Below are 18,473 nucleotides of genomic sequence, written 5' to 3'. Positions count from 1 at the left end.
GTTTTCAAGGAGGAACAGGCAATGCGGAAGATCAGCCTGCCGATGCCGGTGCTGCGAACTCCGACGGTCGACCCCGGAGATTCCTTCACCGCTCACAATGAGGATTCGCTGCTCGACACCTTCGGGCGGCGAGCCCGCGACATGCGCATCTCATTGACCGATTTCTGCAACCTCCGCTGCACCTACTGCATGCCCGAAGAAGGCGTGGAGTTCATGTCTCGCGATGCCGCGATGTCAGCTGCGGAGATCGTGCGGTTCGCGCGCATCGGGGTTGAGAAGTTCGGTGTCGATCAGATTCGCTTCACCGGTGGGGAGCCGCTGACCCGCAAGGACATCACCGAGATCATCTCCGGGGTCGCCGCCCTCGAACCGCGGCCGAACATCGCTCTGACGACGAATGCGATCGGTCTGGACAAGCGGGCCCCGAAGCTGCGCGAGGCGGGTCTCGATCGGATCAACGTCTCCCTCGACACGGTCGATGCCGCGACTTTCGAAGAGATCGCCCGCCGCCCGTTCCTCAACCGGGTGCTCGAGGGCATCCAGGGGGCGCAGGATGCCGGTCTCGATCCGGTCAAGATCAATGCCGTGCTGCTGCCGGGAATCAATGACCAGCAGGCTCCCGAGCTGCTGCGGTGGTGCCTCGAGCGGGGCTTGAGTCTGCGTTTCATCGAGCAGATGCCGCTCGATGCCGGACACTCCTGGCAGCGTTCGTCGATGATCACCGCTGCCGACATCTTCGCCCTCCTCGAACCCGAGTTCATCCTCACCCCGGATTCGGCGCCGCGAAACGGAGCCCCGGCCGAGAAGTTCAGGGTCGCTTCCCGCTCCGCTCCGGACACGATCCTCGGAGATGTCGGAATCATCGCCTCGGTGACCAGACCCTTCTGCGCCGACTGCACCCGCACCCGACTCACCGCCGAAGGGCGGGTGCGCACCTGCCTGTTCTCCCACATCGAGGTCGATCTGCTCACGGCGATGCGGTCCGGGGCCGACGATGAGGCGATCGCGAACCTGTGGAAGGGCGCGCACTGGAAGAAGCTCGCCGGACACGGGATGGACACCGCAGACTTCCAGCAGCCCCAACGACCCATGAGCGCCATCGGAGGATAAGTGCCAGAGATCAGCGTCCGCTTCTTCGCCGCGGCCCGAGAGGCCTTCGGCACCCGGGAGTCGCGCCTGCAGGCCGGGTCCGTCGACGAACTCGTGGCACTGCTCACTGAGGGGGCCGATCAGCAGGCGGCGACAGTGCTCTCACGATCGAGCTTCCTCATCAATTCGGTGGCCGCCACCGATTATGCGGCGGCTCTGTCCGACGGCGACACCGTCGATGTGCTCCCGCCCTTCGCGGGAGGCTGAGGCACCTGCCGTTTGAGCGGCGTCAGCGCATCAGGTTTGTGATTGCTTCAGCCCCGTGAGAGGTAGGCGAGGTAGCCGCCGCTGATCGAGCTGACATCGTATCCGCGCTTGCGCAGCTGGGCCGCCGCCGTCGATGACCGCACCCCCGAGCGGCAGTAGAGCGCCACGTGGTCGTGGGCGAGGTTCGGTTCCGGATCGGCGAGAAGTGCGTCCATGGGCAGGTGCTTCGCCCCGGGTACGCGTCCGGCCGAGGCCTCATCGTCCTCGCGGATGTCGATGATCACCGTGTCCTGCTCCAGCTGCTCCCACCTGATCACTGCCGGCCCCAGGTTCGGGGGCGTGTTCGTCGTTGGGGCCTCGGGGTCGGCTGCCACCGTGGGCTCTGGCGCTGCTGTCGTGGCCTCGGTCGTCAGCGCGTCGAACTCGCCGAGGTGGTCATAGTCGCCGCGGTGATCGCGCAGGTCCGTGACGGCCGCACGGGCGGGGTTGCGGCCCACGGGCACTCTCTCCCAACTCGCGTCGAGGCTGCTGTGCACCATGACCGCGTTGATCAGCGGCGTGCCGATTCCGGTGAGCATCTTCACCGTCTCCATGGCCATGGCCGATCCGATGCTGCCGCACAGGGGGCCGAGGACTCCGGCGGTCGCGCAGTCGGGGACGCTGCCCGGTGCGGGGACGACCGGATAGAGGTCCCGCAGCGTGGCATTGCCACCGGCGGCGTCGAAGACGGCAAGCTGCCCGTCGAAGCCGAGGATGGTGCCCCAGACGAGCGGGCGGCCGAGGATCTCGCAGGCGTCGTTGCTCAGATACCGCGTCGCGAAGTTGTCGCTGCCGTCGACGACGATATCGGCTTCCCCGATGAGGTCGAGGGCGTTGTCCGTGGTCAGCAACGTCGGGTTAGTGCGGATCTCGATGCTCGAGTTCAGTCCCTGCAGATGCCGGCGGGCGGAGTCGACCTTGCGTTCGCCCAGACCGGCCTCGGAATGGATCACCTGCCGGTGCAGATTGCTCAGCTCCACCACGTCAGGGTCGACGACGGTGATTCGGCCGACCCCGGCCGCGGTGAGGTAGCTGAGCACCGGGGCGCCGAGTCCCCCAGCTCCGATGACGAGCACGTGTGAGTTGAGCAGGGTTCGCTGTGCCTCTGCGCCGAAACCGGCGAGGCGGATCTGCCGGGCATAGCGTGCCCGGCCGTCGGCGGCGTGTCCCTGGTCTGACATGTCCTCCATCCTAGTTCTTCGGCCGCTCAGCACTCGAGGACGTCGACGATGTCTCCCGGATACACTTCGGCTGTGCTCCGCGGGATGCGGATGATGACGTCTGCACCCGAATAGTCACGCAGGCGTGAGCGCGGAGTCCTCACGACCCCTCCCCCCGCGGTGTAGCCGCCCGGGATCAGAGTGACCCCCTTGGTGATGCCTGACAATTCGGGACCAGCGAAGACCGCCTTCCGCCACCGCTCCCGCAGGGGCCGTGCGGCCAGCAGGGAGACGGCGAAGAGGTGGAAGGACAGGAACGCACCGGCGGGTGTGCCGGGGAAATGCAGCAGCGGGACGCCGTCGAATTGTCCGTGACCCTGCGGTCCCCCCGGCCGCAGCGCCAAGTGATGGAATGTCGACCGTCCGCCTTCGAGGCCCTGTCGGACCACCTCGTACGCCCCGGCACTGATGCCGCCGGTGGTGATGATGAGATCGACCCGCTCACTCAGCTCGCCGAGGATGTCCAACAGCTGTGCAGGATCGTCTCCGCAGCTGCGTTCGATGGGCACCGCCCCCGCGGCGGAGACGGCCGCGGAGAGCATCGGCAGATTGGAGTTGTGGATCAGCGGGGTGGGCTCCCGGCCGTCGACGACCGAAGCAGGCTCCCCGACCGCGGCGAACGCAGGTGTATACGGCTTCGATCGCAATTCGTCCCCGGTGATGACGAGTCCGATCCGCACCGGCCGCTCGACCTCGACGCTCTCATGTCCGAGCATCACGAGGGTCCCGATGCCGGCGGCGCTCAGGCGGGCACCGGCGGCGATGACCGTGTCCCCGACCTCGGTGTCCTCCCCCACCGCTTTGATGTTCCACCCTGGTCGCAGACGGTCCGAGAGCTCCGTGACCCGGATGCTCGAGGGAACCTCGCCGGTCGGGGAGGCATCGGTGCATTCGACGGGCACCACCGCCTCGGCGCCGGTGGGGACCTGGGCACCGGTCATCACCCGGACCGCTGAGCCCGGCCGCAGCGGGACCGGTCGATGTCCTGCGGGAATGTCACCGCGCACGTCCACCCGTATCCCCGCGGCGGCGGATGCGAGGCCGGCTGAGTCGAGGGCGAAACCATCCATCGCCGAGGTGGCGAAGGCGGGCATGGGGGTCTGGGCGATCACATCTCCGGCGGTGACACGACCGATCGCTGTGGTCACCGGAATCGTCTCGGTCCCCCGACGGGGTGCCAGATCGGCGATGGTGTCGCTGTAGTCCTCGGGGTCCAATGACGTCCTTTCCCTCTTCCTCCGACGATCCTACGGGTTAGGTCCACCTCGTTTCACGGCGCGGTGCCCTAGAGTGTGCAAGGTGGACACGGACACAGCGCTCGCCGCCCAATCACCGCATCGCCGACTCTTCTCCTGGCAGGGTGGAGCGGCAGCATTGCTGGCGGTCTCGGCGCTGTTCCTCTTCGGCATTGGCACCACCTTCCCGGAGCTGCGGGTTCTCGGCTACATCCCGATGGCGGTCTCGCTCGTCATCGCCTGGGTCAGTGATCGGGAGTTCGCACGCGATCTCAGCGTCATCGCCGGATGCCTGGGCCTGATCTCCTCGATCTCGGTCGAAGCCGACATCTCCTGGTCGAACATCGCCCGGATGGGCGTCGTGCTCTCGGCCGTGGTGATCGGCCCCTGGCTGATCACGAGGTACTGGTTCAAAGACACCACGATCGTCTTTCCGCTGCGCCGCGGGCAGCCGTGGTCGCGACTGGAATGGGCCTGGTTGGGCTTCGTCATTGTCGTCGCCTGGCTGGTTCTCCCGCAGTACTTCATGCGCACCGGCGTCTACCTCAATTGGCCGCCGCTGACCGACTGGTCGGAGATCATCCGGCTCTTCTTCGGGGTCAACGCCGTCGGCATCTGGGACGAGCTGTTCTTCATCTGCACGGTCTTCGCCCTGCTGCGCAAGCACTTCGCGTTCTGGACGGCCAACGTGTTCACCACGATCATCTTCGTCTCGTTCCTGTGGGAACTCGGCTACCGGTCGATCGGGCCGCTGCTGACGATCCCCTTCGCTCTGGTGCAGGCCTTCATCTTCACCCGCACGAAGTCGCTGCCGTACACGGTGACCGTGCACCTGCTCTTCGACGCCCTCGTCTTCCTCACTATCGTCCACGCCCATCACCCCGAGGCGCTGCCGATCTTCATCGGCGTCTGAAGCGACGAAAACGCCCTCGCTCACGAACTGTGAGCGAGGGCGTCTCCGGCGGTGCAGATCATCGGCTGCGGCCGCAGCCGCTCCAGGATCAGCGGATGCCGCGCAGGGCCTTGAGCATCGGCTTCGTCAGGGTCAGGGCGATGAGTCCGAGCACGATGGACGCAGCACCGACCGACGACCAGTACGGCGTCTGGTTGTCTGCCGAGTAGTATCCGCCGAGGACGCCCGAGAGCGCCGTACCCACGCCGGAGGCGAGGAAGAAGACCGCGATCATCTGCGACTGGAACACCTTCGGAGCGACCTTCGAGGAGAAGGACAGACCGATCGGCGAGATGAGGAGCTCGGCGAAGACGAACAGCAGCAGGATGAGAGCGACCCACAGCAGGGGCGTCTCGTGGGGGCCGGAGTTCGCGAACGGCAGGAAGAGCAGGAACGCAATTCCGATGAGGATGAGCGAGAGGCCGGCCTTGACCGGGGTCGAGATCTGTCGCGTGCCTAGCTTGAACCAGATCGCTGAGAAGACGGGAGCGAAGGCGATGACGAAGATCGGCGGAATCAGCTGGAGCCAGTTGATCGGCATCTCCCAGCCGAAGATGACACGGTTCATCTGGGTGTCGGAGTACGCGGTGAGTGTGCCGAAGATCTGCTGGTACAGCGACCAGAAGACCACGCAGGTGACGAAGAAGGGGATGAACGCAAGAACGCGTGAGCGTTCCTCGGCGTTCGTCTGCGGGCTCACACCCATGACAATGAAGTAGCAGGCCGCGGCGCCCGCGGAGATGCCTGCGATCCACCAGTCGAGATTCTCCGGATTGACGACTCCGGAGAACCACAGGACGACGATGAGCACGACGGCGAGGACGATGGCCCCCAGGAACAGGTAGAGCTTCGACGTCGGCAGCGGGTTGACCGCTCCCCGCGATTCGTCCGGCAGGTTCTTCCGCCCCGTGGCGTAGATGATGAGGCCCAGCGCCATGCCGACCGCGGCCGCACCGAAGCCGACGTGGAAGCCGATCTCCTTCTGCAGGAGTCCGGTGATGAGCGGTCCGAGGAAGGCGCCGAGGTTGACGCCCATGTAGAAGAGCGTGAACCCGGCGTCCCGACGCGGGTCCTTCTCGGTGTAGAGCTCGCCGACGAGTGCCGAGGCATTGGCCTTGAGCCCGCCCGAGCCGAGTGCGACGAGGATGAGGCCTGCGGCGACTCCGCCGAAGCCAGGAATGACGGCCAGGCAGATATGGCCGGCCATGATGATGATCGCGGAGTAGAACAGGATCTTCTCGGCGCCCAGGAGCCTGTCCGCCAGCCATGCACCGAGGATGGTGGCGAGGAAGACCGCACCGCCGTAGGCGCCGACGATGCCGATGGCCGTCGGCTGGGGCATCCCCAGTCCGCCGTCGGTGACCTTGAAGTACAGGTAGAGGGCGAGGATGCCGTTCATCCCGTAGTAGGAGAACCGTTCCCACAGCTCGAGGCTGAAGAGCTGCATGAGGGGAAGGGGATGTCCGAAGAACCGGGTGTCGTTCCGCTCGGCCTCGGTCGTCGAGGTGCTTGATGACATAGTGTGCTTTCCGTAGTGCTGTGCAATCACACGATTCCTTGTGCGATTCACGTGGGCCAAGCGGAGATCTTACTCTTCGCCGAGTGATGGGTCACACGCGGCGATCACTGGGACGCACCGTCCCACAACGCGGAAACTACGAGTGAACCAGGTCTCTTTTTCGCGCCGATGAGCCGACGAGCAGGTTGAGCAGACCGGCGACGAAAACGATGGCTGCGGCCGCGATGGGAACGGCCATGGCAGCGGCAGTGCCGACCTCCTCGGCGAGGATTCCGTTGACGGCCGAAGCCACGGACTGGCCGACGATGATCGCGGAGCCGGCCATCGACATCACCGTGGCCGAACGTCCCAGCGGGGACCGTTCCGCGGCAAGACTGAACAGCGTGACGAGCGTGGGACCGACCGCAGAGCCCATCAGCAGCAGCGCGATGACGATGCCGCTCAGCCGGTCGGACACGGCCATGATGGTCGCCCCGCCGAGCATGAGCGGTGCGAAGGACAGCCACCGCGCCCAGAGCGCGTAGCGCGGTGAGAACAGGGCCACCGAGATCGCGAGGATCGCCGACCCGATGCCCATCATTCCGTAGACGAGACCGGCCTCCTCCGGGTGGCCGATGTCGTTCATCAGCGCGGTCAGTGCCGTCAGTGTCGAACCGAAGACCAGGCCGATGCCGAACACGCCGAGGACGACGACGAAGACCCCGCCGGTGAACAGCTCCCGGGCCGGACTCTGGACGGGTGTCTGAGCCGCATCCCCGGTCCGTCGGGCCCGTCCGCTCGGGTGGAGTGCGAAGGCCGAGACGAAGGCCAGGGTGAGGACGATGGCGCCGAAGATCGGGGCCACGGGGGTGAAGGCTGTGGCGAGGAGTCCGACGATGAAGGGACCGAAGACGAAGATGACCTCGTCTGCGGCCGATTCGTAGGCCATGGTTCCGTTGAGTATCTTCGGTTGCCGGGGCCCCTGCAGTCTGGTCGTGACGATCTCGACGAGGCGGGACCGAGACATGGGAGCGACCTGCGGGGAGGTGGCGCCGATCGCGAAGGCGGCGATGAGCACCACGGCATCGGGCAGGGGGCTGAACACGACCCACGCCATGAAGAGCAGTGCCAGACAGTTGAGCAGCCCGACCGTCAGCAGCACATAGCGTTGTCCCCACCGGTCCGCCGCGGCACCGATGAACGAACCGAAGATCGCCGTGCCGAGACCGACCATGGCGGAGTTGATGCCGCCCAGGCTCAGCGAGTCCCTGCCGGCGACGACGAGGGTGAGGACGCCGATGACGACCATGGCGAACGGCATCCGAGCCATGAAGGCGATCGGGAAGTAGCTGCGGCCGACGGTGGAGAACAGGGTCGGGGAGCCGTCTGCCTCTTCGGTGCGTGAGAGTTCCTTATGTGACATACCAATCCAGTGTTGTTCTCCCACTGTTGCGGGAGTCTGTGCCGCCGTGGTGACCTGGATCAAATCACTCGGTAGATGCACATGTCGTATCCCGACGCCGGTGGGCGTCTTCCCCCAGACTACCCGGTGCCGTCCGGCCGTCGGCACGGACCTCATTCCCATCGGCGACTCAGTAAGAATGCAGGCGGATCTGGGAGTATACGAGCATGAACTTCCTTGCTCGAGTTGTGGTGAATGCGTGTGCGATCTGGGTGGCGGCATGGCTTCTGCCAGGCGTCGCCATCTCCGGCAATCCCCTCGTCGAGGAGCAGACCGGACACATTCCGGCGATGATCATCTCCTACCTCGTGGTCGGGCTTATCTTCGGTCTGGCGAACGGATTCATCAAACCCATCCTCAGCTTCATCTCCGCGCCGATCACCTGCCTGACCCTGGGCCTGTTCTCAATCGTCATCAACGCGATCATGCTCGCCCTGACCAGTTGGCTCAGCGGCTTCACCCCGTTCGAGTTCACGATCGACAGCTTCTTCTTCTCAGCCATCTTCGCCGCGATCATCGTCTCGATCGTCTCTGCCCTGCTGGGCTGGCTGGTTCCGGAGCGAAGCGCCGACCGGGAGCGGTGAGCGGAAAGCTTCTCTACGCCATGTAGACTGATCTGCAGAGTGCCCACAGGACCGCAGAATCATCGCCGGAGGAGACCATGTCCAATATCGCAACGAAGAGAACTCGGAACTCAGCATCGTTCGCTGACGTCGTCGTCTTCGTCATCGCCTTCGCTCTCTTCGTATTCGGACTCTATCTGTTCGGCGCCTCGTTCTCCTCGCCCGCCGGCACCGAGTTCTGGGTGTTCTGGGCGGGCCTGCTCCTCTCGTCGTTCGCCTTCCTGCTCCCGATGATCTACATGTGGATCAGGGATCCGCGTCCGCGCGCCTGAACCACTGCTCGAAAGGGCCGCTGCGCTGCTGCGCGGCGGCCCTTTTCTGCATTTCGTCCTCGGGCCTGCGTACGTCGACGTCGGAAGCGCGGGTTTCCGCGCGTCGTCCTCGGGATATCGGCTCTCCGCTGCGAGTCGTCGAGTGTCCGTTTCAGGCGTGTTGCAGCGGTTGGGAGATGCGGGTTCAGTCCCTGTCCCGTGCGAATTCCATGATCCCCGAGGCGGTCGCTTCCGGGCGTTCGTAGTGAACCAGGTGACCGACCCCGCCGAGTTCGACGAACCGTGCATCGGGCAGCTTCGCGACGAACTCACGTGTCGGTCCGATAGGTGCGATCGCGTCACGGTCGCCCGCGATGACGAGGGTAGGCATGGTCAGCTCCTCGGCCACCTCGGTGACGGTGTGCGAGACCGAGGTCTCGAAGGCCTCCGCCAAAGACGCCCGGTCGGAGAAGGTGGAGAAGTGCTTCGCATGCTGGTCGTGGATATAACGCCGCAGGCCCCGATCCTTCGTCGTCGCCATCACCTCGCTCATCATTCGCACGATGAGCGGATTGGCCAACAGCTGGTGTCCCGCACGCTCCTGGAGGCGCGCGCCGAGACCGTAGTAGACGCGGGTGAGACCGGTGAGGAAGCGGGCGGAGCCTTCGAGGGCCGGAGTGGTGATCGGGTTGATGAGGACAAGCTCCGAGAGCTCCCCGCGCTCCGGCTGAGTCTGGGTCGCGTGTTGACCGGCCTGTGACAGGCGGGCCGCGAGGTGACTGACGAGGATCGATCCGAAGGAATGCCCGAGGACGACGGGCGGGCGCTGCCACCGCCTGGCCACCTCGGCGCGGAGTGCACAGAGATAGCCGACATAGGCGTCGATGCTCAGCCCTGCGGCCAGGGGCGCCGAGAGTCCGAATCCGGGCAGATCGGGAACGATGACGTCACGGTCCCTGACGGCCGCAGCGATGAGGTCCATTCCATGATGGTCCCCGCGGAAGCCGTGGATCATCAGCAGCGGACGCCTGCTCGACTCTCTGGGATGCAGCCACGCAGGTGTGGTGTGGTCAGCGACCTCTAGATCGATGCGGCGGGCCCCTGCTCTCACGGGTGCCGTCACAGGCGGCTGGCCGAGCGCCTCGGCACCACGACGACCGGAACGGGAAGAACCCGCAGGAGACGCCTGGCCCGAGCTCCCGCGAACACCTTGCCGCCGCGGCCGAGTCGGCTCGAGCCGATGAAGGCGAGTTCGCCCGGGAGCCAGTCGACGTTCTCGGCGGCCTCTTCGATATCGGCACCGGCCTGAGACTTCACTCTCGCCCGGCCGGACTCGAACATGTCCTTGGCGCGACCTGCGAGGACCGCTCCCCCATACTCCTCGGCGAATTCGGTGATCTCCTGGACCTCGTCCTCCAGCAGGCCGTCGTTTTCGATCAGGGACAGCAGGCGGAGGTCGACGTCGAGACCTGCGGCGGTCTGCACGGCGGCGCCGATCAGCGAGGCCGCACCGGGTCGCGCCCCGAACAGCGCGGTGATGCGCGAGATCGGGCCGATATCCGAATTCCCCGAGGGCGCGAGGATGACGGGAACCTCTGAGGCGTGGAGCAGCGTCGACGCAACGGTGCCGATGCGGAACTGACGCATCAAGGTGGTGGCTCGGGCCCCGATGACGATGCCCAGGGCACCCTCGGCCTCGGCGACCTCCATCAGCCCGATCGACTCGTTCGCAGCCGTGTGGATGACTCCACGAGCAGTCACGTCATCCGGGATGAGGGCCAATGCTTCGTCGAGCCATTCATCGAGCTGCTGTTCGACGATGCCGGTGCCGTCCTGCGGAATGGCATTGCCTGCGGTGAAGTTCGATGATTCGGGCCGCACGATCGTGACGACGAGTTCGATCTCGACCGATCGTGCGATCGAGATGGCCAACGAGACGGCGTCCCGACCACGGTCGGTCGCGATGTACCCGACGACCAGTCGTCGAGTCGTGGCTGCTGCATCCTGTGACATTGTGTTCTCCCAGCTAGGCGCGAGTCTGAGTCGATTCTACTTGGGAACCTGTGGCCTGGGGTCCACGTCGGTCGCGTCATCATCGCACTCGATCGAGTCGACGTTGCAATTCATCGAATTGACCTCGCAATGCATCGAGTCGACCTCGTGATTTGGATGGGCTGGACGAACGGCGATGGCTGGTTCATACGACTCCTGACCTGACGCTGCGGAAGAAAAGTTCAGAAATTGTGAACAGAACTTCCATTGAACTCAGAAGCTGTGCTAAATTCATAAGTGCAATTACGGATTCGCATAAAACCCAGAATTGCATTCTTTGAAATCTGAGCGTTGACGCCGCTCACCCGAGATCCACGACCAAGAAAGGAGCGCAGCTTCGATGATGAACATCCAGATCGCAGACCCCGACCTCCGAACATGCTTCGGCGTTCGCTGCCATGGCGGTTACGCTGCCTGCCTGATTGGCGGACAAGGACTCGCCGGCTGATCTCAGCCGTACTCTTCGTCTTTCTCCACCGGTCGACTGAACACCGGTACGCTTTCTTTCGCAGGACCACACTGCTCCGAACCCACGCATAGGCCTGCTCTGGCCTGTCAGCGCGGTATCGACACGTGACTGCACGGGACAGCGTCGTTCACCAGGCACGTTCGTTCACGGTCAACAGCGACACCTTCGGCTCTGACTCCGCTCGAGTCTGCTTGGCGCCCTTCCGACCTCCGCAGATCGACCGCCTACGCGGATCGACAACGCGCAGTCGGAGCCTATGGCCTGACACACTCCTCCTCGCGGAACTCGTGCACTGCCGAGAGCTATCGTAACTATTCAACTCAACCTGCCACATTGCGCGGGTTAGCTGAACTATTCTCATTTATCGCCATTCGGGGATTTCTCCTGCCCGAAAACGTAAAGGAGCAGTTTTGTCCATTGCATTTCCATTCACAATTCCACGTCGACTGGCACTGAGCACCGGACTGCGGTTGATCCAATGGGCTCGCCGCCCGGCGACCGCATCCGAAGCACGCAGCCACGTGCTCGTTCAGCGCCGAGAGGCCCAGCTGCGCAGCCGGGTACGGCAGAAGTCGCTTGCCGAGCAGCGCGAACGCGATATCGTCCGCTACCTGAGCCAGGTCAGGCCGTTCGTCTGACGGCCGGACCGGGTGTCTGGTTGCTTGAGTGCCGGGTCGGGCTCTGGTGTCCTCGGTTCGGACCGGGTGCCTGGTTACGGCTGTGCGCCGGTGGCCGCCCCTGAACAACTCTCAGGGGCGGCCGCCTCAGCTCTGTGGCAAGCGTCACTGTGATCCGATTTGGCGTCACGGCCGGCCCTGGGTAATATTGATCAGGCACGCGGGGGTATGGCGCAGTTGGTAGCGCGTCTCCATGGCATGGAGAAGGTCAGGGGTTCGAATCCCCTTACCTCCACCGCAGAAGAGCCGAAGTCATATCAGATGACTTCGGCTCTTCGCCATTCACCGCCACATGCCCGCGTCTACATGGGTGTTATCGGCCAAAATGTGTGTATGAGACTCGCGTGTCATGCCCTGTATTCACCGTGATCGTCCACGGGTTAACGGTCCGATTGTGGGTCCAGGATCACCCGGAAGCGGTGGGTCAACGCGAAGCTCGAAAAAGTCGTCACTTGCGACGACCTTTTCGAGCCCGACGTTGCACCGAGCCGAATCTGACCCGGGGCCCGCAGGGTCGCTCGCCTGACCCGAGCTCGACAGCGCTCGGAGCTAGCGTCGGGCCGCCACCACACCCGCCTCGAGATCGAGCAGGGTGCGCTTCTTCTCTTCGCCCCAGGCGTACCCGGTCAGTGATCCGTTCGCCCCGATCACCCGGTGGCAGGGCACGATGATGCTGATCGGGTTCCTGCCGTTCGCCGCTCCGACCGCTCGGGCGGCTGTCGGCCTGTTGATTTCTGCCGCCAGCTCGCCGTATCCGCATGTGGTGCCGTAGGGAATGCGGCCGATTGCGTCCCATACGGTGCGTTGGAAGTCGGTTCCGACCGGGGCCAGCGGCAGGTCGAAGGTGGTGCGCTCTCCCGCGAAGTACTCCCCCAGCTGCCGACGTGCCTCGGCAAACACCTCGAGGTCTGGGTCTTCGCGTGGCTCCGACCGCGCCACCGCGGCCAGCCGCTCGATGATCTCGTCGAAGTCATCGAGATAGAGTCCGGTCAGATTCTTCCCGTCGGAGGTCAGCAGGATCGCGCCCACCAGTGAATTGGTGATCGCATACCTCAGCGCGGTGGCTGTCGTCGTTGTCGATGTCATGGTCATCTCCGGTTCTCTTCGGTACGAAGTGCAGGTGAGATCTGTGCAGGTGAGGTTTATGCAGAGTGGTGTGCCCAGAGCAGGTGAGTGAGGTACGAACGCCAGGGACTGCATTGAGGAACGGCCCCGCCCAGATCGTCCAGGGCCTTCTTCACCCCGAGGTCGGAGGCGAGCAGGACGTCCGGATCGCCGAGGGCTCTCATCCGGATATAGCCGGCGCTCCATGGGCCGATTCCCGGCAGATCCAGGAGTCTCGAGCTCGCCTCCTCCCGATCGCAGCCGGGGCCGAGATCGATCGCGCCGGATGCCAGCGCCGAGGCGAGCGTGCGGGTCGTCCGAATCCGACGCTGCGGCAGGGCCCAGTTCTCCTCAGGCACCGAGGCGATCGCCTCGGCGGTGGGAAAGACGCGGTCCACCTCTCCGAGCCTGAGCTCCGGAGGGAGTTCCTCCCCGATGTCGGCGACCAGGCGGTTGAGGTGGGTGCGGGCCGCTGTCACGGAGATCTGCTGGCCCAACACGGTCCTGATCGCCAATTCCACGGGGTCGCTGTGCCCGGGTGACCGCACCCCGGGATACCTGTCGGCCAACTCCCCCAGACCGACGGACCGCAGGGTCGATTCCACTGCCGTGGGATCGGCATCGAGGTCGAGGATCCGCCGGGCCCGGGCGACTGCGCTGCCCAGATCTCGGGTATCGGCCAAGCGCAGCCGACAGCTGACGAAGTCTCCACGGCCGCGGCGCACCGTGAGCACGGCCGGACCGTGCGCGAGTCGCATCGACCGTGTGTAGCCCGTTTCGTCGACGGCCTCGATGCCGGTGACTGCCCGGGCGCCGAGGTAGGCGAACAAGTAGTCGAGATCCAAAGGAGCGCGATATGCGAGTCGGAGCACGATATCGCCGCTGGTCTTCGGTGCTCCGGCTCCGTCGCGCAGCTCGCGGGGCGTGGTCGAATACACCTGACGGAAAGTGTCGTTGAACTGTCTGATGCTCGAGAACCCCGCGGCGAAGGCGATGTCGCTCATCGACATCGCTGTCGATTCCACCAGGGTTCGCGCGGTCCGCACCCTCTCCGTCCGCGCGATCGCCAACGGCCCCGCGCCGAGTTCCTCACGCATCAGCCGACTGAGCTGGCGGGTGCTGTACCCGAGTGTCGAGGCCAGGCCCGCAACGCCCTCGCGGTCGACGTGGCCATCGCGGATCAGGCGCATCGCTCGTCCCGTGACGTCGGCTCGCACGTCCCATTCGGGTGAGCTCGGACTGGCGTCGGGTCGGCAGCGGCGGCAGGCACGGAATCCGGCCTCGGCCGCAGCCGCAGCGGTGATGTAGAAGTCGACGTTCTTCCGGAGCGGAGTCCGCGCCGGACAGGACGGTCGGCAGAAGATGCCCGTGGACCGGACTGCGGTGAAGAACATGCCGTCGAAGCGGCGGTCCCGTGCCGCGACCGCTCGATGGCATTGGTCTGCTGTGAACATACGTCCATTCTGCCCCGCAGGGAGATCCAATACTAGCGGTTTTCGGACACGGCACCTGGAGGCGCGATCCACCGCATCGAGCGCACGAGCGCAAGCATCACGAAGAGTTCGACGATCGTCTGCGAGACGACCACGTCCGCCCCCGGTCCGGCACCGTCCACGGCCCGCACGATGGGCAGCATGACCAGAGAGTTCCTGGTCACTCCGCTGAAGATCAGAGCGTTGGCACTGCCCGCAGGCAACCGCAGGATCCACGACAGGAGCCGGCCCAGGACGACCATGATGACCGCGAAGGTTGCAAACAGCGCGACCGCCAGCCCCAGTTCGCAGGCGTAGGGACCGAGCACTGGGATCTGGCCCGCCGCGATGACGGCAAGAGTCAGCGACATGATGACGACCATCGACCGTGAGGCGTACTCGAGGCCGGATTCGACCCGGTGCACTCTGTGTGCCAGCAAGCGGAAGATGACCGCGGCCAGCAGCGGGAGGAGCACGAAGAGTGCCAGCGCCTCGACGAAGGGCCCCGGTGGAATGGTCGCGGCGGCCGAGATCCCCAGAATCGCCCACAGGTAGACGGGCAGCAGCGCGACCTGAGCGATCATGAGCAGAGGGGTGAGGACGAGCAGGCGATCCGCTGAGCCGCCGGCGAGCTTCGTGAAGACGAGGACGTAGTCGATGCAGGGAGTGAGCAGGACGATGAGCGCGGGTACGGCCACGGACTCATTCAGTGGGATGAGCGTATGCAGTGTCGCGACCACGAGGGGGACGATGAGGAAGTTCAGGCCGATCACGGCGCCGAGGAACCTGAGATCGCGTAATGCCGCGGCGAGCCGGTCGAACGGCATCTCGAGAAAGGTCACGAACAGGAGCACGATGAGGCACGGTGTGATCGCCGAGGCGGCCAGCTGAGAGCCCGTCGGCACGGCCGATCCGAGAATGCCCCCGACGCCGATGGCGATGAGATAGCAGGCGACCTGGTGTCGTTCGAGAACGAGCAGCGTCGCCGAGAGACTCAGGTGCCCTCCGGCCAATAGTGACTGTCGGGCAGGGATCGCCGTCCGAAGATCGCCTGACCGACGCGGACGCAGTCGGCGCCTTCTTCGATCGCGACTTCGAAGTCCCCGGACATGCCCATCGACAGCTTCCCGTCCCCGATGAGTTCGGGGTCGGTCGCCCTCACCTCGTCCCGGAGCCGACGCAGCAGTCGGAAGCAGGTGCGGACACGGTCGATATCGGAGGAGAACACCGCCAGGGTCATCAGGCCCCTGACTCTGAGCATGTCGAATTGCGGCAGCTCATGGAGGAAGCCGATGAGCTCATCCGGGGGCAGACCGAATTTCGATTCCTCTGCAGAGGTGTTGACCTGGACGTAGACGTCGAGGGTTCTGCCTTCGTCGCGAAGTCGTCGATCGAGTCCCTTGGCGACCTTGAACCGATCGAGGGCCTGGAACTCGGCGGCGAACTTCGCCACATCCCGGGCCTTGTTCGACTGCAGGTGTCCGATGACGGCCCAGTCGACCTCAAGGTCGGACATCTCCTCGGATTTGCGGTAGGCCTCCTGGACCTTGTTCTCTCCGAGTTTGGTGCAGCCCGCGGCGACTGCGAGACGGATCCGGTCCTGCTCAACGGTCTTGCTCACCGGGAGCAGCTCGATCTCAGAGGCCTCTCGACCCGCGCGTTCGGCGGCCGCTGCGATCCGGCGCTCCACCTCGGCGATATTGGCGCGGAAGTCCTCCACGCTCGTCGCCGTCGAGAACTGTGCATCGTGACTGAGTCGATCGCCCTGGGCCATATCCCCATGGTACTCATCGGCTCAGGCGACGATGCGGGCCCGTCCGGCCGGGATCCGTCCCTCCAGCGATAGGGCATCCTCCCAGGCCGCGGCCAGCCGCGGACCCAGCTGTGAGAGCTGCTCGTGTGCCGCCGTGTACGGTAGGCGGATCCATCCGTCGAGTCCGCCGCTGGGAGCGAAGTTCGGTCCGGCCACGAGGGCCAGTCCCTGTTCCCTCGCGGCGATCGCCAAGGCCCCGGAGCGCTCCTCGGGCAGTCGCACCCACAGCGCCATTCCCCCGGCGGGAACGCTCAGGTCCCAGGAGGGAAGGTGGGTGCGCACCTGTGCGACGAGGATGTCCCGACCTGTGCGCAGCTTGTCCAGGTAGTCGGGAAGGATCGCATCATGGTCGCGCATGAGCTCGGCAGCGACGAGCTGTTCGAGGACCGGGGCACCGAGATCGAGACTGAGCCTCGTCGCGGCCATCGAGTCGATGAGGTGACGAGGCAGGCGCATCCACCCCACTCGCAGGCCGCCCCAGAAGATCTTGCTCGTGCTGCCGGCCGTGATCGAGTTCGGAGCGAACTTCGCCAGAGGCGTCGGCGTCGGTGCGTCGTCGAGTCCGAGCTCGACGATCGATTCGTCGATGATCGGGGTCACCGAGTGCCGTTGCAGCAGCTCTGCGAGCTCACCGCGTGCCGACTCCGGCAGGAGCGCTCCAGTGGGATTGTGGAAATCCGGAATGAGGTAGGCCGCGCGGATTCGGGACCGGTGCAGCACCTGTTCCATGGCTGCAAGGTCCCAGTAGTATCCGTCCTCACCGATCTCGAGCGGATAGGACACGAGCGAGGCCCCGGCACCTTCCAAGGTGGCGATCGCATTGGGATAGGTCGGGCTCTCGATGAGGATCCGTCGGGAGGAACTCCGATCCGGGGGAAGCGCTCCGGACCCCTGCAGCAGCGCTCGCACGGCGATGGCAACAGCGCCGAAGGCCCCCGAAGTGATGAGGATCTGATCGGGATCTGTCGGAGCACCGCGCCGCGTGAAGCGCTCGGCGATGACCTCCCGCAGCACCGGCAGCCCGGACGGGTAGTAGCCTGTGCCGGGCAGATAAGCCGGAAGCTGTGAGAGCGCACGGTCGTAAGCGCCCAAGAGCCAAGGAGAGGCGACCTGCGCCGTGCAGGTCAGGTCGATCTCGGATTCGTCCGCGCCGGCGGGCGTGAGCAGGTGGTCGATCCGCCCGCCCGGGACATTCGGCAGCCGGACGACGCTGCCGGAGCCGCGACGGGTGAGAAGGAATCCCTGTTCGCGCAGCAGTCCGTACGTCCGGGTCGTCGTCGTCCGGGACAGACCGATGGCGGCCGCCAGCTCTCGTTCGCTCGGCAGTCGTGTGCCGACCGGCAGGCGTCCGTCGGCGATCACCCGCGAGATCGCCGCATGCAGAGAGTCGTAGGCGGGTGACGGCCAGGGACCGGTGCCGATGATGCCGGCGAGACGGCCTCCGCTCATTGCGCTGGGATTCATGGGAGCCTCCTGGTGACCACTTTCCGGCAATTGGCTATTTTCTGCAAGGCCAGTCCACGAGAGGATGAGACTGACACAGCACGACTTCTGAAAGCCTCGCATGCCATCGACTCCCACACCCAAGCGCGAACTCGCCAATATCGGACCGATCCAGCAGCTCAGAGCCGGACGGCTCCCCCGACGACTCCCGCAGCTGCTCATCGGCCTCTACCTCTACGGGGCGTCGATGGCGATGATGGTGACCTCGGGCCTGGGCATGATGCCCTGGGACGTGCTCCACTCCGGCATCCTGCGCCACATCCCGCTGAGCTTCGGGACGATCGTGACGATCGCGTCCTTCCTCGTTCTGCTCATCTGGATCCCGCTGAGACAGCAGCCGGGCATCGGCACCGTGCTCAATGCCCTGCTCATCGGCCCCTCGCTGGACCTCACCCGCCTGTTCCTCCCGCAGCCGGAGGAGCTGGGATGGAACATCGCGCTGCTGGTCGGAGGCATCGTCCTCAACGGGACCGCCTCGGCGATGTACATCGGCTCCCAGTTCGGACCCGGCCCCCGCGACGGCCTGATGACCGGACTCGCCCGCGTCACGGGACGCTCGATCCGGCTTGTGCGCACCCTCATCGAGATCACGGTCGTCGCGGCCGGCTGGCTGCTCGGCGGCGTCTTCGGCATCGGCACGGTCCTCTATGCCTTCGGCATCGGACCGATCACCCAGGCGCTGCTGCCGACATTCACCGTCGAGCTGCGATCCCGCCGCGCGACGGAGAAGCCGCCAGAGGACTGAGG

General features: G+C 65.3%; 18 protein-coding genes and 1 tRNA gene. 8 read left to right on the top strand and 11 right to left on the bottom strand.

The features are described 5' to 3' along the window. Positions 1–21 precede the first annotated feature (21 nt). Both moaA and CV023_RS02615 read left to right on the top strand, forming a co-directional pair. Positions 22–1,110, top strand: coding sequence for a GTP 3',8-cyclase MoaA (gene moaA / locus CV023_RS02620; protein ID WP_230743908.1), 1,089 nt, complete (start codon positions 22–24; stop codon positions 1,108–1,110). Further along, complete coding sequence (locus CV023_RS02615; RefSeq protein ID WP_230743907.1) at positions 1,111–1,356, top strand: MoaD/ThiS family protein; 246 nt, start codon at positions 1,111–1,113, stop codon at positions 1,354–1,356. It abuts the gene before it with no gap. A gap of 47 nt (positions 1,357–1,403) precedes the next feature. Here the strand turns inward: CV023_RS02615 and CV023_RS02610 are convergent, their stop codons facing one another. Next, positions 1,404–2,576, bottom strand: coding sequence for a ThiF family adenylyltransferase (locus CV023_RS02610; RefSeq protein ID WP_230743906.1), 1,173 nt, complete (start codon positions 2,574–2,576; stop codon positions 1,404–1,406). A 26-nt stretch (positions 2,577–2,602) separates the two neighbouring features. Continuing rightward, entirely contained in the window at positions 2,603–3,832 is a 1,230-nt protein-coding gene (locus CV023_RS02605) for a molybdopterin molybdotransferase MoeA (RefSeq protein ID WP_230743905.1), read from the bottom strand. Positions 3,833–3,905: 73 nt separating this feature from the next. Between CV023_RS02605 and CV023_RS02600 the strand changes: the two genes are divergently transcribed. Beyond that, positions 3,906–4,763, top strand: coding sequence for a CPBP family intramembrane glutamic endopeptidase (locus tag CV023_RS02600; RefSeq protein WP_442859910.1), 858 nt, complete (start codon positions 3,906–3,908; stop codon positions 4,761–4,763). Between the two features lie 88 nt (positions 4,764–4,851). Here CV023_RS02600 and CV023_RS02595 read toward each other — a convergent pair whose 3' ends face one another. After that, the gene (locus CV023_RS02595) at positions 4,852–6,321 is read right to left on the bottom strand and encodes a peptide MFS transporter (RefSeq protein ID WP_230743903.1); all 1,470 of its coding nucleotides are present in this window, start codon (positions 6,319–6,321) and stop codon (positions 4,852–4,854) included. Positions 6,322–6,457: 136 nt separating this feature from the next. Beyond that, complete coding sequence (locus tag CV023_RS02590) at positions 6,458–7,723, bottom strand: MFS transporter (RefSeq protein WP_230743902.1); 1,266 nt, start codon at positions 7,721–7,723, stop codon at positions 6,458–6,460. Between the two features lie 206 nt (positions 7,724–7,929). Here CV023_RS02590 and CV023_RS02585 point away from each other — a divergent pair, with 206 nt between their 5' ends. Then, positions 7,930–8,346: a phage holin family protein gene (locus CV023_RS02585; protein WP_230743901.1), complete on the top strand. Its 417-nt coding sequence runs from the start codon at positions 7,930–7,932 to the stop codon at positions 8,344–8,346. Between the two features lie 77 nt (positions 8,347–8,423). After that, complete coding sequence (locus CV023_RS02580) at positions 8,424–8,657, top strand: hypothetical protein (RefSeq protein ID WP_230743900.1); 234 nt, start codon at positions 8,424–8,426, stop codon at positions 8,655–8,657. Positions 8,658–8,841: 184 nt separating this feature from the next. Here the strand turns inward: CV023_RS02580 and CV023_RS02575 are convergent, their stop codons facing one another. Both CV023_RS02575 and CV023_RS02570 read right to left on the bottom strand, forming a co-directional pair. Then, positions 8,842–9,747 (bottom strand): alpha/beta fold hydrolase, encoded by a 906-nt coding sequence (locus tag CV023_RS02575; RefSeq protein ID WP_284934648.1) that lies wholly within the window; start codon positions 9,745–9,747, stop codon positions 8,842–8,844. A gap of 8 nt (positions 9,748–9,755) precedes the next feature. Beyond that, positions 9,756–10,649 (bottom strand): universal stress protein, encoded by an 894-nt coding sequence (locus CV023_RS02570; protein WP_230743898.1) that lies wholly within the window; start codon positions 10,647–10,649, stop codon positions 9,756–9,758. Positions 10,650–11,567: 918 nt separating this feature from the next. Between CV023_RS02570 and CV023_RS02565 the strand changes: the two genes are divergently transcribed. Beyond that, complete coding sequence (locus tag CV023_RS02565; RefSeq protein ID WP_230743897.1) at positions 11,568–11,795, top strand: hypothetical protein; 228 nt, start codon at positions 11,568–11,570, stop codon at positions 11,793–11,795. 201 nt (positions 11,796–11,996) lie between these two features. Continuing rightward, positions 11,997–12,069, top strand: a tRNA-Ala gene (locus CV023_RS02560). 314 nt (positions 12,070–12,383) lie between these two features. Here the strand turns inward: CV023_RS02560 and CV023_RS02555 are convergent. From CV023_RS02555 to yczR, 5 genes are read right to left on the bottom strand one after another with little or no spacing between them, the layout of a single operon-like run. Further along, positions 12,384–12,920 carry a methylated-DNA--[protein]-cysteine S-methyltransferase gene (locus CV023_RS02555; RefSeq protein WP_230743896.1) on the bottom strand — a complete coding sequence of 179 codons (537 nt, stop codon included), beginning with the start codon at positions 12,918–12,920 and terminating at the stop codon, positions 12,384–12,386. Between the two features lie 56 nt (positions 12,921–12,976). Then, on the bottom strand, positions 12,977–14,392 hold the full coding sequence (locus CV023_RS02550) for an Ada metal-binding domain-containing protein (protein ID WP_230743895.1): 1,416 nt from the start codon (positions 14,390–14,392) through the stop codon (positions 12,977–12,979). Positions 14,393–14,424: 32 nt separating this feature from the next. Beyond that, positions 14,425–15,423, bottom strand: a complete 999-nt coding sequence (locus CV023_RS02545; protein WP_230743894.1) for an arsenic resistance protein — start codon at positions 15,421–15,423, stop codon at positions 14,425–14,427. Next, entirely contained in the window at positions 15,405–16,184 is a 780-nt protein-coding gene (locus tag CV023_RS02540) for a YggS family pyridoxal phosphate-dependent enzyme (RefSeq protein WP_230743893.1), read from the bottom strand. The genes CV023_RS02545 and CV023_RS02540 overlap by 19 nt, the downstream gene beginning before the upstream one ends. A 21-nt stretch (positions 16,185–16,205) precedes the next feature. Next, complete coding sequence (gene yczR, locus CV023_RS02535) at positions 16,206–17,687, bottom strand: MocR-like transcription factor YczR (protein ID WP_230743892.1); 1,482 nt, start codon at positions 17,685–17,687, stop codon at positions 16,206–16,208. A gap of 100 nt (positions 17,688–17,787) precedes the next feature. Between yczR and yczE the strand changes: the two genes are divergently transcribed. Then, entirely contained in the window at positions 17,788–18,471 is a 684-nt protein-coding gene (gene yczE, locus CV023_RS02530; protein ID WP_230743891.1) for a membrane protein YczE, read from the top strand. Positions 18,472–18,473 lie beyond the last annotated feature (2 nt).

It is taken from the genome of Brevibacterium sp. CCUG 69071 (assembly GCF_021023135.1).
Taxonomy (GTDB): Bacteria; Actinomycetota; Actinomycetes; order Actinomycetales; family Brevibacteriaceae; genus Brevibacterium.
Note: the sequence above shows the minus strand (reverse complement) of the source record. Positions and strands in the feature narration are given on the sequence as shown.

Bases quoted from the DNA above. Each gene is read 5' to 3' on its own strand.
- CV023_RS02555 (WP_230743896.1), bottom strand. From the start codon at position 12,920: ATGACATCGACAACGACGACAGCCACCGCGCTGAGGTATGCGATCACC.
- CV023_RS02610 (WP_230743906.1), bottom strand. From the start codon at position 2,576: ATGTCAGACCAGGGACACGCCGCCGACGGCCGGGCACGCTATGCCCGG.
- CV023_RS02580 (WP_230743900.1), top strand. From the start codon at position 8,424: ATGTCCAATATCGCAACGAAGAGAACTCGGAACTCAGCATCGTTCGCT.
- yczR (WP_230743892.1), bottom strand. From the start codon at position 17,687: ATGAATCCCAGCGCAATGAGCGGAGGCCGTCTCGCCGGCATCATCGGC.
- moaA (WP_230743908.1), top strand. From the start codon at position 22: ATGCGGAAGATCAGCCTGCCGATGCCGGTGCTGCGAACTCCGACGGTC.
- yczE (WP_230743891.1), top strand. From the start codon at position 17,788: ATGCCATCGACTCCCACACCCAAGCGCGAACTCGCCAATATCGGACCG.
- CV023_RS02595 (WP_230743903.1), bottom strand. From the start codon at position 6,321: ATGTCATCAAGCACCTCGACGACCGAGGCCGAGCGGAACGACACCCGG.
- CV023_RS02550 (WP_230743895.1), bottom strand. From the start codon at position 14,392: ATGTTCACAGCAGACCAATGCCATCGAGCGGTCGCGGCACGGGACCGC.
- CV023_RS02540 (WP_230743893.1), bottom strand. From the start codon at position 16,184: ATGGCCCAGGGCGATCGACTCAGTCACGATGCACAGTTCTCGACGGCG.
- CV023_RS02590 (WP_230743902.1), bottom strand. From the start codon at position 7,723: ATGTCACATAAGGAACTCTCACGCACCGAAGAGGCAGACGGCTCCCCG.
- CV023_RS02570 (WP_230743898.1), bottom strand. From the start codon at position 10,649: ATGTCACAGGATGCAGCAGCCACGACTCGACGACTGGTCGTCGGGTAC.
- CV023_RS02585 (WP_230743901.1), top strand. From the start codon at position 7,930: ATGAACTTCCTTGCTCGAGTTGTGGTGAATGCGTGTGCGATCTGGGTG.